The organism is Mucilaginibacter polytrichastri (assembly GCF_001911425.1).
Taxonomy (GTDB): Bacteria; Bacteroidota; Bacteroidia; order Sphingobacteriales; family Sphingobacteriaceae; genus Mucilaginibacter; species Mucilaginibacter polytrichastri.
Genome location: NZ_MPPL01000001.1, coordinates 4,981,161 through 4,994,406, shown reverse-complemented (window position 1 = coordinate 4,994,406; position 13,246 = coordinate 4,981,161). Strand labels below are relative to the sequence as shown.

The window sequence follows — 13,246 nt, the reverse complement described above, 5'->3', positions numbered from 1 at the left end:
AGCCATTGCATATATTTGCGCTGCTTAAAATATCATTTTTTTAGATCAAATGAGAGAACTACAGTTCAGAGAAGCGCTTCGTGAAGCAATGAACGAAGAGATGCGCAAGGATGATAAAATATACCTGATGGGTGAAGAAGTAGCCGAGTATAACGGTGCTTACAAAGTTAGTCAGGGAATGCTTGATGAGTTTGGTGCTAAACGAGTAATCGATACGCCAATCTCTGAGCTGGGCTTTGCCGGTATCGGTATTGGTTCGGCCATGAACGGCCTTCGCCCGATCATCGAATTCATGACGTTTAACTTTTCGCTGGTAGCTATCGACCAGGTGATCAACGCTGCGGCTAAGATCCACTCGATGAGCGGCGGCCAGTTTTCGGTGCCTATCGTATTTCGCGGGCCAACTGGTAACGCTGGTATGCTAAGCTCGCAGCATAGCCAGTGTTTTGAAAACTGGTATGCTAACTGCCCGGGCTTAAAGGTGGTTGTACCATCAAACCCTGCAGATGCAAAAGGTTTATTAAAATCAGCAATCATTGATCCGGATCCGGTTATTTTTATGGAGTCGGAATTAATGTATGGCGATAAAGGTATGGTGCCGGATGGCGAATACTATATTGAAATTGGTAAGGCCGATGTAACCAAACAAGGTACTGATGTAACTTTAGTAGGTTTCGGTAAAATTATGAAAGTGGTTAATGCTGCTGCTGCCGAGCTTGAAAAAGAAGGCATCCATGCAGAGGTGATCGACTTACGTACTGTACGCCCTATCGATTACGCAACTGTTATCAACTCTGTTAAAAAAACTAACCGTTTGGTAATTGTTGAAGAAAGCTGGCCTTTAGGTTCTATCGCAACCGAGGTAGCCTTTAAAGTACAAAAAGATGCATTCGATTATTTAGATGCACCTATCCTGCGTATAATGGGTGGCGACGTGCCATTGCCTTACGCTCCAACTTTAATTCAAGAGTACCTGCCAAATGCAGAACGCGTAATTAAAGCGGTTAAAGAAGTAATGTACGTTACTAAGTAATTAGTAACTAAATTAATATTGGAAGCTCTGCTATTTATTTAGCAGGGCTTTTTTTATGCTCATTAAAACCATATAACCCTAATCGCCCGAGATAATCGAATGATTTATATTTGTTTTTCAACATAATGTCCTTATATTCAATTACCTAAATTGATTTATGGAAGCAACCTTACCGCCAATTAAACAACGGATCCAGTCTATTGACACCCTGCGCGGTATCATCATGATCATCATGGCGCTCGATCATGTGCGCGATTTTTATACCAACGTACCTTTCGATCCGCTCGATTTGAGTAAAACGACGCCCTGGCTTTTTTTGACCCGGTGGATCACGCATTTTTGTGCGCCTACGTTTATATTTCTGTCGGGCACAAGTGCATTTTTGTCGCACGGTAAGCGGGCTACAAAAAATGAGGCGGCGGGTTTTTTGTTGAAGCGAGGCCTTTGGCTGCTATTTTTAGAATTTACAATTATCGAGTTCGGCTGGCTGTTAGATCCTGGCTTTCACATGCTATTTGCACAGGTAATTTGGGCGATAGGTTGCAGCATGCTTTTCCTTGCATTGTTGATATGGCTGAACTTAAAGCCGGGTACCATTGCCATTGTGGGATTAGTGCTGATATTTGGGCATAATTCGCTGGATAGCATTAAAGCCAGTTCATTCGGCCATTTTCAATTGCTGTGGTTGATATTACACCAACAAGGTTTTTACCAGATTAATAGTTACGAGTCGGTATTTCTACTATATCCCATAGTGCCGTGGATTGGTGTAATGGCAGCGGGTTATGGTTTCGGTACATTTTTTAAATGGGAGCCTAAAGCACGCCAGGCCTTGTTTGTGAAAATTGGGCTCGGTTGCCTTGCGCTATTTTTGATGCTGAGAATTTTCAACATCTACGGCGATCCTTTCCCTTGGGAACAGCAGCATGTGTGGTGGAAAACCATATTGGCGGTAATAAAATGCCAAAAATATCCGCCATCGCTATTGTATCTGTTAATGACGCTGGGTGTTTCTATCCTTGCGCTGGCCGGATTAGAGCATGTAAATAATTGGCTTACCCGAATCTTTACGGTTTATGGTCGCGTGCCTTTCTTTTATTACGTGCCGCATATTTACCTGGTGCATATATCGCAGGTAATTATAGCGCTATCAATGGGCTTTACGGTGAAAGAACTTATTGCCGCCGGTAATGGCAATCCCGGTAAGTGGGGTTTCGATTTACCGGTGGTTTACTTGGTCTGGATCATTATTGTAGTAATCTTGTATTTCCCTTGCCGCTGGTTTATGAAAGTGAAGCAGAGAAGGAAAGATTGGTGGTTAAGTTATTTGTAGGGAAGGTGATTTTAGTATTATTCCCGTTGTAATCTTAAGCTATCACTCTTAATCCTTGTTAAAATCCATTTTTGACCTGTGTATTTCATTGTGCAGGTTAGGAATAGATTAACTCCTTTCCCAGAAAGTTCAATATTAAATTTTATTGGGTTTGTTTCTTTTGGACGCTCCATGTAGCTGTAAGTTTGGAAGTCTCCGACTTTATTATTAATGTATTTATTTGCTCTTAACTGTTTTATTCCCTCTTCAAAATAACCCGGGCCTTTTTGTAAATACGAAACCAAAACTAATAAAATGATACACCCTAATGCAAAAATTGGATACCATTTCAGAATTAAACCTCTGGTGTCTTTATTTTGGCTGTACGGTTTAATAAATAGATAGGATACGATAAATCCAACTAGTAAAAAGATAGAGCAAATGAGAAGGAACTTATAATCCATTGTTAATGATGGGTTATAAATCAACTGAATGCTTGCCGAAACGCTACCATAATGGCTAGATAGGTATCCCGGTCAAAATCAAAATCCTTCGGTTTATCGGGACGGATGGCTTTGCCATTTTTAAACTCGACTGGAAACAAAGCGAGAAAATCTGGCAGTGAGATCTCATCGGGTATCCAGCCAGAACCCCTGTAAATTTCTTCCAGCTTCATTTCATACATCCGTTGCGCGTACTGATCCATTAGCTACAAAGGTAATTAATTCGGTTATCTGTTGTGAATTGTCCGTTGTCAGAAAAAAGTAATACATACCCTATAAAGCCTTAGGTAAAGAACAGAAAGTTAACTGAAAAATAATTTTGACTTTCGTACTTATAGCTTCAACTTTGCACTCTTTAAAATTGAACATCAATGCCAGATCATTATATCAAGATAGCGCAAGAACTTTCCATCTCCTCTAAGCAAGTTGCCACCACTGCCGGCTTGCTCGATGAGGGCGCTACCGTACCATTTATTTCCCGTTACCGTAAAGAGCTTACAGGCTCATTGGATGAGGTACAGGTGGCCGCCATCCGCGATCGCGTGCAGCAACTTCGCGAACTGGATAAACGCCGTGAAGCTATCTTGAAATCGCTTACCGAACTGGGTAAATTAACGCCCGAGTTGGAGAAGCTGGTAAATGAAGCAGAAACGATGGTGGCGTTGGAGGATATTTATCTGCCATATCGACCTAAGCGTAAAACCCGCGCCAGCATGGCCCGCGAAAAAGGCTTACAACCATTGGCCGATCTATTATTGGCCCAAGGCACAGGCGACCCCGAACTGTATGCTGCTACTTATATAGATGCCGAAAAAGGGGTAAACAATACTGCCGAAGCTTTGGCTGGTGCAAGAGATATTATCGCCGAGATAATTAGCGAAAATGCAGAAGTGCGCGCTAAAATGCGCGACCTGTTTTTAAACAAAGGCACATTTCAATCAAAAGTAATTCCGGGTAAAGAAGATGCCGGGATTAAGTATAAGGATTATTTCGACTGGACCGAGCCACTAACCTCTGCACCATCCCACCGTGTACTGGCTATGCGCCGTGCGGAGAAAGAGGAGATCTTATACCTCGACATCCAACCGCAGGAAGAGGAAGCAATTGATTTATTAGATCGAACATTTGTAACTGCCAATAACCCCGCTGCTGCCCAGGTTAAACAGGCCGCAGGCGATAGCTACAAACGCCTGCTGAAACCATCGATGGAAACGGAAGTGCGTTTGCTGACTAAAAAGAAAGCAGATGAAGAGGCTATTCGTGTGTTTGCCGAAAATGCCCGTCAGCTTTTACTGGCTGCACCACTTGGGCAGAAACGTTTAATTGCAATTGATCCGGGTTTCCGCACAGGTTGTAAGGTTGTTGCTTTGGACGAGCAGGGTAAACTGTTAGAGTATACGGCGATATTCCCACATACAGGTGCCGGCCAGCAAAGAGAAGCAGAGAAAACACTAAGGCACATGGTAGAAAAATATAAAACAGAAGCCATTGCAATAGGTAACGGTACCGCCGGCCGCGAAACCGAGCTTTTTGTTAAAAACCTAAATATTGATGGCGTAACCATGGTAATGGTGAACGAAAGCGGTGCGTCAATCTATTCGGCATCTGATGTAGCGCGTGAGGAGTTTCCCGATCAGGATATTACGGTGCGTGGCGCGGTATCTATAGGCCGCAGACTGATGGACCCACTGGCCGAGTTGGTAAAGATAGACCCAAAATCCATAGGGGTAGGCCAGTACCAGCACGATGTTGATCAGAATAAACTGCAAACATCTTTGGATGATACTGTAACCAGTTGTGTTAATGCCGTAGGTGTAGAACTAAATACTGCATCCAAACAAATTTTGGCTTATGTATCGGGCCTGGGCCCGCAGTTGGCGCAAAACATTGTAGACTACCGTAACCAGAACGGGGCCTTTAAAAAACGCGAGCAATTAAAAAAGGTAGCCCGTTTGGGCGATAAGGCTTACGAGCAGGCAGCCGGCTTTTTACGCATCCGGCATGCAGAAAACCCATTGGATGCAAGTGCAGTACACCCCGAGCGTTATGCCCTGGTAGAGCAAATGGCCAAAGATATTAAATGCTCGGTAAGCGATTTAATGAGCGATAGTAAACTGCGTGCCAGCATACCGCTTAAGCAATATATTACAGATACGGTGGGTTTGCCAACCTTAAATGATATTATGGCCGAACTGGCTAAACCAGGCCTTGACCCCCGCGAAAAATTTGAAGCATTTAGCTTTACTGAAGGCGTAAATACCATTAACGATTTAAAGGCGGGTATGAAACTGCCAGGCATTGTAACCAATATCACCAATTTTGGGGCTTTTGTTGATATTGGTGTACATCAGGATGGTTTGGTGCATTTAAGCCAGATAACCAACCGGTTTATTAAAGATCCTAACGAGGTGTTAAAAGTGCATCAGCAGGTAATGGTAACCGTTACCGAGGTTGATGCCAACCGTAAAAGGATCTCGCTATCAATGAAAGAAGCAGAACCGCAGGCAAGAGTGAAAAAAGCAATACAACCCCAGGCTAAGGTTCAGCGCGAACCTGAGATGGATTTGCAAAGCAAGCTTGCTGCGTTAAAAAATAAGTTCAGGTAGGTCAGTCTAAACTGATCTGCCTTTTCACGCTTTCTTCTAACGAGATAAAGGTTTCTGTACGTTGTATGCCGGGTACGCTTTGTATGCGTTCATTTAGCACTTCGCGCAGGTGTGTAGTATCATGGCAAACAATTTTGGCAAAAATACTCCAGCTGCCTGTAGTGTAATACAGCTCAACAATTTCCTTTACTTCTTTAAGGCGTTTAACAGCTTCATTGTATTGCGAACCTTTTTCAAGATAAATCCCTAAAAAGGCCGTAATGTCAAAACCTAACTTTTGAGGATCGACCTCGAGGCTGGCACCTTTAATTACACCCATCTCTTCCAGTTTTTTCATCCTCACATGGATGGTGCCGCCCGATACAATTAACTCTTTTGCAATCTCTGTATAAGGAGTTGTTGCATTGTTCATCAATATTGACAAAATCTGAATATCGAGATTGTCAATTTCTAAATTTTGAGCTTTTTTGTGGGGCATAAATTTTCAATTCATTATTTAATCACAAGTCTAATTAAAATTTGAATAAAAATAAAATTATTTTGTTGAAATATTTGCAAGGAATGGTTATCAACGTTAGATTTGTAATAAGCAATCAGAAATGGCGGCGCGTTCTTAAATAAAAATAAAATGTTGGGTGGTGAAATTTTTGGCAGACACACCTCCTTGTCCCGGTGGCGGAGAATATGGGAAATCAGCCTTGGCTGACTAACCACTCTGTGGAGGTTCGAATCCTTCCCCAACAGCTCTTCTCATAATTTAGGTTTATAATTGGTTAGTAAAAGTCCCCTGCCCATCAGGGGCTTTGCTGTATATAGGGGTTTTTGTTTTGCGTATAGCTTAAGGCTAATGCCAATCTTGCCCAATTATGTTACTCCCTGTGTTTTTAAGCTAATCTGAAAGCATATACATGTTCATCTAACACCTCATTATTTTTAATAACAGATTGCCTGATGATTCCCTGCTGCTCATATCCGGCCTTTCCAGTACACGCATAGATTTTGGATTCTTGCTTAAGGCATAGGCTACAATACAAATTACCTCCAATTGCTCAAAAGCATAATTGGTAATCAGTTTTACAGCTTCGGGCATAATACCCTGGCCCCAGTACTGCTCGCTAAGCCAATAACCCAGTAGAGGTGTTTTACGGTAAACATCCTGTCTAAACTCGAGGCCAATACCGCCGATCACTTCACCCTCAATATCTATAGCAAAATTTACGGTGGGCTGTTGGCCTAGTCTGGTGTTAATAAAAGCGGCAGCATCAACCAATGTATAAGGATTTGGAAAGCGATCCAGCAAAAACCCCGACACGTTGATATTATCTGCATGCTTTTGCAGTGATGGGGCATCGGCTTTTTGCCAGGTACGTAGGCTGAATTTTGATCCTTGTAAACGCATTGTAACAATTAAATGGCTAAAAGTAATGATATTGGCTATCTGTTTAACTTGGCACTGTTAATTAATTACCCTTTTTATGAACAAACTTTTTACGCTATTACTATTAGCGGCTTGTGGCAACTCTTTTGCCCAAACGCCGGAAAAGCTTACCGTCGAGAAGATTATGCGCGACCCTAAATGGATGGGCACATCACCTTCAAACATTAAATGGAGCGACGATGGCAAGAAAATATATTTTAATTGGAATCCCGAAAACGCAGACCGCGACCCGTTATATAGCATTACCACCGGCGACATTAAGCCGCAAAAGGTAGGGATAGAAGAACGTAGAACCTCGGTACCGGGTAACGGTACCTGGAATAAAAAGCATACCGAAAAGGTTTATGAGCGCAATGGCGACATTTATCTATCGGATATTAAGGGCGGTAAAACAGTACAGTTAACCAATACTACAGATCGCGAAGCTACCCCGGTTTTTAGCGGCGATGAAAACCGGATCTTATTTATTAAGGGTGATAATCTTTTCGCGGTTAAATTAAACACTGGCGAACTTACCCAGCTAACCAACTTTACCCATGGTGCGGCGGGCAGCCCGGCAGCATCGCCGGCTGGTGGCCGGAGGGGAGGTGGTACAAGTACAACTCTGGCAGCACAAACGGGTGGTACCGAACAGGACCGCTGGCTTAAAGCCGAACAGGTGGAGCTATTTGACGTAATAAAAGAGAAGAACAAAAATGAAAAAGCAGATGCCGCCGAGCGTAAGGAGCTGCAACCTAAAAAGCTAAAAGATATTGCCGTTGGCGAGCAAGTGGTAACCTCGGTTGAGCTAAGCCCCGATAACCGCTATGTTACGTACCGCTTAATTAAACAGCCGGAAGGCGCTAAAACTACCATTGTACCTAATTACGTTACCGCATCGGGCTTTACTGAAGACATTGCCAACCGCACCAAAGTAGGCGCGCCACAGGCTACTTCACAAACTTTTGTGTTTGACACGCAGCGCGACACGCTTTACAGTGTAATTACTTCGGACATCCCGGGCATTAAAGATTTGCCGGATTATGTAAAGGAGTACCCTAAACAATTGGAAGAGCGCACCAAGCGCAATGAAGACCGCAAGGTAAACGTACATGGCCCATACTGGAGCGACGATGCCAAAAATGCGATTGTAATTGTAACAGCGCAGGATAATAAAGACCGCTGGATTATGAAACTCGACCCGGCTACAGGTAAGCTTAGTATTTTAGACCGCCAGCGGGATGAGGCCTGGATTGGCGGCCCTGGTATAGGCGGTGGCGGCTACTCTGGCGGTAATGTGGGTTGGGTTGACAATACACACTTTTACTATCAAAGTGAAGCCAGCGGATACTCACACGTGTATGTGGCTGATATTACGACTAACACTAAAAAACAATTAACCAGTGGTAAGTGGGAAGTGCAATCGCTAGATCTGTCTAACGATAAAAAGACTTTCTACTTTACAGCAAACATTGAGCATCCGGGTATTACCAATTTTTATCGGCTCCCCGTAACAGGTGGTGCACCTGTAAAGTTAACCGGTATGAAAGGCGGCAACGAAACTGAATTATCACCAGATGAAAAATGGCTGGCCATTCGTTACTCTTATTCAAACAAACCTTGGGAATTATACATCCAGCCAAACAAGCCCGGTGCAAAAGCCATACAGGTAACCAGTTCAGAAAGTGCCGAATTTAAGGCCTATCCTTGGCGCGAACCGCAGGTGATTACCTTTAAAAACCGTTATGGCAGCGATGTTTATGCCCGCCTCTATGTACCGGCCAATCCGGACCCTGCCAAACCTGCCGTGGTATTTGTGCATGGTGCGGGCTATTTGCAGAATGTACACTACTACTGGAGTTCTTACTTCCGCGAGTATATGTTTAATAACTTACTGGCAGAGCAAGGCTATACCGTTTTAGATATTGACTATACCGGCAGTTCGGGTTACGGCCGCGACTGGCGTACGGGTATTTATCGCCATATGGGTGGTAAAGACCTGACAGACCAGGTTGATGGTGTAAAACTATTGGTAGAAAAATATGGCGTAAACCCTAAACATGTAGGCTTGTATGGTGGCTCTTACGGCGGTTTTATTACCCTGATGGCTATGTTTAATGAACCCGATGTGTTTGCCGCAGGTGGGGCGCTGCGCTCTGTTACAGACTGGGCACATTATAACCACGGATATACCGCTAACATTTTAAATGAGCCTTATAATGATGAGAAAGCTTATCGCGCAAGCTCGCCAATTTATTTTGCCAATGGATTGAAAGGACATTTGCTGATGGCGCATGGCATGGTAGACCAGAATGTAAACTTCCAGGATATTGTGCGTTTAACGCAACGACTGATTGAGCTGCATAAAGAAAACTGGTCGCTTGCGCCTTACCCGGTAGAAGACCACGGCTTTGTACAGCCCAGCAGCTGGACAGATGAGTACAAACGTATTCTTAACCTGTTTGATACCAGTTTAAAGAAATAAGGAATCGGTGTGTAGAAAAGCCCTGCTTGATTTTTATCGGGCAGGGCTTTTTATTGAATAGCTTTGTTGTATGTAAATGCTCCGTCGCTTTTAAAAGCAAGCAAATTATATTAAAATAACGGGTAAACCACAGCTTATTTCAGCTGACTGAGGTTCTCAAAAAAGGCCGATTGCAGATCAAGAAGCGATCTCACTTTCATGGTTTCTCCGTAGGTATCAAAGCATAAGAATTTTGACTTTTCAGGTTCGCTACTGTTCGATCTTTCAATAAAATTGAAAGTTTCGAAAAAATAATGACGGGTAGTAATGTTATTTTTTTGATTGGTGTCTGACGTGTTGAGGCGAAAGCCTACTGTGTCTATCCAGTTGTGCACCCGTGAGTGCAAAGAAGCGCGTACCTTGTTCATAAGTTAATGCTTTGTTGTATAACGAAAAGAAAATCAATGTGTTTCAAACATTTTGATTGATTTTATTCCCCATTTGTTAAAACGTAAACATTACTTCATTAAGCGCGTTGTTTAAGTAAATTAACGGCAAACTTGCTTTAATTGTATAGCAGATGGTTTAAATAGTTACAGTGATGTTACATGCTTATAAAAATATAAGGTTAAGTAATATATTTTTTACAATCATACTTTCTTAATATTCTAAAAAACCGTCTTAATTACCGGCAACAGACGTTTAATGTGTTATATGTAACAATCCTATATAAATGAATTATATATAATAAACTAATTGAACCTTTGTAGTCAAACTATTGTATTAACATAACCCCAAACAATTTTATTCATAAGATATAGTATGAAAAAACGAATACCCTTATTATTACTAATTATCTGTTTAACCATTATACGTACCTACGCCCAGGGAACCCATGAGGTGAGGGGTACCATTATAGATACAACCAAACAAACCTTGCCCGGTAGTGTAATTACGCTGGTAAGCGACCAGGGCGACAGTGTAAACACTGCGGCCAATGTTGATGGAAAGTTTGTATTCCCTGCCGTAAAGGGCCTTAAAATAACGCTTACCATTGCGTCTATAGGCTATGAGTCGGTAAAAAAGCATTTTGCGTTACCTGCCGATCCAAAACCGGTTGATCTGGGATCCATTATGCTCCGTACTTCTAATACAACCCTTAATGAGGTGAAAATTGTGGGTGTTAACCCAATTGTAGTTAAAGAGGATACCGTAGAGTACAAGGTAAGTGCTCTGAATGTGCGGCCTAATGCAACCCTCGAAGACGCCTTGAAAAAAGCGCCTGGTGTGGATGTTGATCCATCTACAGGTGCGGTAACAGCACAGGGGCAGTCGGTTACCAAAGTACGGATTAACGGTAAAGATTACATGGGGGGCGACGTTGCATCCCTTACCAAAAATATACCTGCCGACCTGTTGGAAAGCATCCAGATTGTGGATGACTACGGCGACCAGGCTAACTTAACTGGTATTAAAACCGGCGACCCGGTTAAAGTGCTTAACGTAAACATACGTAAGGATAAAAATTATGGCTACTCTTTGCAGGCAACCGCAGGCGATGGCCGGGATGCCTTGCCTTCTCCGCAAGAGAATGATAACCGTTACTTAGGTTCATTAAACTTATTTGATTTTAAAGGCGACAGGCAGATCTCTGTTTTAGGAAGCATCAATAATACCAACGTTAATACTTTTTCCTTTGGCAGTACCACCGGCGGTTTCGGCGGCGGCGGTGCAGGCGGTAACTTTGGTGGCGGCGGTGGTGGTGGCCGTGGTAATGCAGCACGTGCATCATCTGGCCTTACCAGTAATACCAATGGTATTACAGATGCACACTCAATAGGCGCTAACTTCCGCGACCAGTGGGGTAAGCATCTTGCCGTTTATGGCAGCTATAGCTTTGCCGATAACACTACATTTACCAATACTACTTCTAACCAGGTAAACACAGGTTCAAATCCAAGCAGTACAGATCAAAAAAGCTTAGAGACTGACAATAACATCAATCACCGCTTTACCTGGAATATGGAGTACAAGCCGGATACGATTAATTATTTAAAAGTAACACCTACATTTTCGTACGCTAAAACGTTAACCAACGCTACCGATGATGTAGTAAACAAGCTAACATCAGCTACAACAGGCGCGCTTACTACAAACACGGCTTATAATTCTGCTACTTATGCTAATTCATCGTCGCCAAGCCTTGGCTTAACAGCTTTGTATAACCACCGTTTTAATGGGCATGGCCGTAACTTAAGCGTTAATGTTACTTTAAGCACAACTAAAAATGATCAGTCGCAAAACCCAATATACAACTACACGGTTGGTACCCCATTGGCCCCGGCAAATCAGCTAATTAACACCAATGGTAAAACGCAAACAGTAGGTGCCACCTTCTCTTATATAGAGCCACTGTCCAAAGTATCGTTCCTGGAGTTTAACTATGCTTACAATCACTCTTATACCTCCAGCGATAAGCAAACAGATACCCTTACTGTACTTGCACCGCAAGTTTACCAGCCTTACGCGCTGTTAAGTAATGATTATAATTTTACCTTTACAACCAACCGCGTGGGTTTAAACTACCGTGTGGTTGAAAAGAAATATAATTATACTTTAGGTTTAGGAATCCAGCCATCAACATTGGATGGCCACTCTGTTACCACCGGGCAAGATACCCGCGTAAATACAGTTAACTTTGCACCAACTGCGCGTTTTGTTTACAACTTTGCCCGTAGTAATACCTTAAGTATTAATTACAGCGGTACCAGTAACCAGCCAACCTTTAGCCAGCTACAGCCGGTAACAGATTATTCAAATGCGCTATACCCGGTGCAGGGTAATCCTGATTTAAAACCGGAGTTTGCCAATAATATCTCTATCCGTTATAATAAGTTTAACTTCCAGACTAATGATATCATATTTACCAACCTATCATTTACCCAAACGGATAATAAAATTGTAACCGATGTAATTACCGTACCTAAGAGTGCAGCATTAGCTGCAAGCCCGGTTTATAACAAATTACAAAATACCATTTTAACCCGCTACCAAAATGCAGATGGTTATTATTCTGCAAATGGTTTTGTTACTTATGCCAAGCCATGGGCCAACCGCAGGTATACCTTATATTTAAACGGTTCTGTAACCTATACCAACAACATTAGCTACGTAGGTAGCGTAGACCCAACTACCACCGCATTGGATCTTGAAAAAAACATTGCTAAAAACTTAGTTTTTACACCAGGCGCTCGTTTTAGAGTAGATATAACGGACATTGTTGATGCGCAATTGCTTACCAGCTATTCTGTTAATAAAACAGATAACTCTGTTAAAAATGATTTAACCTCGGCAAGTTCAAACGTACGCGCATTTACACTTGGCTTAAACGGTAAAAACTATCTGTGGAAAAACTGGACCGTTAGTTATGACTTTAGCCGCGTAATGAACTCTGGCTATACCGTAGCCGTTACTAATCCTAACATTTTAAATGCTTATTTAGAGCGCCGTTTCCTTAAAAATAACGCTGCTACTATACGTGCTTCGGTATTTGATGCTTTTAATGAAAATACAGGATATAGCAGTACCACAACAGGTTCGTCTATTACACAAAGTAATGTAAACAGGCTGGGCCGTTATTACCTGCTCACTTTTACCCTGCGCTTGCAGAAATTTGCAGGCCGTGCACCTGGTCAGGGGCAAGGTGGCGACAGGGGTGGCAGGCGTGATGGTGGCGGCCCTGGTCCTGGTGGCCCTCCTCCGGGCGGTGGTAACTTTTAAGGATATACCTTTAACCCAATCAATATAAAATACAAAAGCCTCATTGCATATAACAATGAGGCTTTTGTATTTTATATTGGGAAATTATTTAACCAATACGGTGTTAATAATCTGTTCCAGATCTTCCAGGT

10 protein-coding genes and 1 tRNA gene are annotated in these 13,246 nt (G+C 42.6%); 6 read left to right on the top strand and 5 right to left on the bottom strand.

Translation table 11 applies throughout. From position 1 onward, the window contains the following. The first annotated feature begins 49 nt into the window (after positions 1-49). A complete protein-coding gene (locus RG47T_RS21465; protein WP_074491587.1) occupies positions 50-1,033 on the top strand; it encodes a pyruvate dehydrogenase complex E1 component subunit beta in 984 nt (327 codons plus the stop codon). A gap of 157 nt (positions 1,034-1,190) precedes the next feature. Continuing rightward, on the top strand, positions 1,191-2,366 hold the full coding sequence (locus RG47T_RS21460) for an acetyltransferase domain-containing protein (RefSeq protein ID WP_074491585.1): 1,176 nt from the start codon (positions 1,191-1,193) through the stop codon (positions 2,364-2,366). A gap of 17 nt (positions 2,367-2,383) precedes the next feature. Here RG47T_RS21460 and RG47T_RS21455 read toward each other — a convergent pair whose 3' ends face one another. Together RG47T_RS21455 and RG47T_RS21450 are read right to left on the bottom strand one after the other, a co-directional pair. After that, entirely contained in the window at positions 2,384-2,809 is a 426-nt protein-coding gene (locus RG47T_RS21455) for a hypothetical protein (protein WP_074491582.1), read from the bottom strand. A 20-nt stretch (positions 2,810-2,829) separates the two neighbouring features. Further along, complete coding sequence (locus tag RG47T_RS21450) at positions 2,830-3,051, bottom strand: hypothetical protein (RefSeq protein ID WP_074491580.1); 222 nt, start codon at positions 3,049-3,051, stop codon at positions 2,830-2,832. Between the two features lie 168 nt (positions 3,052-3,219). Between RG47T_RS21450 and RG47T_RS21445 the strand changes: the two genes are divergently transcribed. After that, positions 3,220-5,454, top strand: coding sequence for a Tex family protein (locus RG47T_RS21445; RefSeq protein WP_074491577.1), 2,235 nt, complete (start codon positions 3,220-3,222; stop codon positions 5,452-5,454). Between the two features lies 1 nt (position 5,455). On the opposite strand, the gene RG47T_RS21440 is transcribed toward RG47T_RS21445, so the two are convergent. Then, positions 5,456-5,932, bottom strand: coding sequence for an Lrp/AsnC ligand binding domain-containing protein (locus RG47T_RS21440; protein ID WP_074491574.1), 477 nt, complete (start codon positions 5,930-5,932; stop codon positions 5,456-5,458). Positions 5,933-6,083: 151 nt separating this feature from the next. Here RG47T_RS21440 and RG47T_RS26195 point away from each other — a divergent pair. Continuing rightward, positions 6,084-6,198 (top strand) — tRNA-Asp (locus RG47T_RS26195). Positions 6,199-6,370: 172 nt separating this feature from the next. On the opposite strand, the gene RG47T_RS21435 is transcribed toward RG47T_RS26195, so the two are convergent. Then, on the bottom strand, positions 6,371-6,853 hold the full coding sequence (locus RG47T_RS21435) for a GNAT family N-acetyltransferase (RefSeq protein ID WP_083627488.1): 483 nt from the start codon (positions 6,851-6,853) through the stop codon (positions 6,371-6,373). A 76-nt stretch (positions 6,854-6,929) separates the two neighbouring features. On the opposite strand from RG47T_RS21435, the gene RG47T_RS21430 reads away from it, so the two are divergent. Further along, the gene (locus RG47T_RS21430) at positions 6,930-9,356 is read left to right on the top strand and encodes a S9 family peptidase (protein ID WP_074491572.1); all 2,427 of its coding nucleotides are present in this window, start codon (positions 6,930-6,932) and stop codon (positions 9,354-9,356) included. 134 nt (positions 9,357-9,490) lie between these two features. On the opposite strand, the gene RG47T_RS21425 is transcribed toward RG47T_RS21430, so the two are convergent. Beyond that, positions 9,491-9,763, bottom strand: coding sequence for a hypothetical protein (locus RG47T_RS21425; protein WP_074491569.1), 273 nt, complete (start codon positions 9,761-9,763; stop codon positions 9,491-9,493). Positions 9,764-10,157: 394 nt separating this feature from the next. Between RG47T_RS21425 and RG47T_RS21420 the strand changes: the two genes are divergently transcribed. Beyond that, positions 10,158-13,115: an outer membrane beta-barrel protein gene (locus tag RG47T_RS21420; RefSeq protein ID WP_074491568.1), complete on the top strand. Its 2,958-nt coding sequence runs from the start codon at positions 10,158-10,160 to the stop codon at positions 13,113-13,115. Positions 13,116-13,246: the final 131 nt, after the last annotated feature.

Excerpts from the sequence above, each read along its gene's own strand:
- RG47T_RS21465 (WP_074491587.1), top strand. The coding sequence starts at position 50 with ATGAGAGAACTACAGTTCAGAGAAGCGCTTCGTGAAGCAATGAACGAA.
- RG47T_RS21460 (WP_074491585.1), top strand. The coding sequence starts at position 1,191 with ATGGAAGCAACCTTACCGCCAATTAAACAACGGATCCAGTCTATTGAC.
- RG47T_RS21455 (WP_074491582.1), bottom strand. The coding sequence starts at position 2,809 with ATGGATTATAAGTTCCTTCTCATTTGCTCTATCTTTTTACTAGTTGGA.
- RG47T_RS21450 (WP_074491580.1), bottom strand. The coding sequence starts at position 3,051 with ATGGATCAGTACGCGCAACGGATGTATGAAATGAAGCTGGAAGAAATT.
- RG47T_RS21445 (WP_074491577.1), top strand. The coding sequence starts at position 3,220 with ATGCCAGATCATTATATCAAGATAGCGCAAGAACTTTCCATCTCCTCT.
- RG47T_RS21440 (WP_074491574.1), bottom strand. The coding sequence starts at position 5,932 with ATGCCCCACAAAAAAGCTCAAAATTTAGAAATTGACAATCTCGATATT.
- RG47T_RS21435 (WP_083627488.1), bottom strand. The coding sequence starts at position 6,853 with ATGCGTTTACAAGGATCAAAATTCAGCCTACGTACCTGGCAAAAAGCC.
- RG47T_RS21430 (WP_074491572.1), top strand. The coding sequence starts at position 6,930 with ATGAACAAACTTTTTACGCTATTACTATTAGCGGCTTGTGGCAACTCT.
- RG47T_RS21425 (WP_074491569.1), bottom strand. The coding sequence starts at position 9,763 with ATGAACAAGGTACGCGCTTCTTTGCACTCACGGGTGCACAACTGGATA.
- RG47T_RS21420 (WP_074491568.1), top strand. The coding sequence starts at position 10,158 with ATGAAAAAACGAATACCCTTATTATTACTAATTATCTGTTTAACCATT.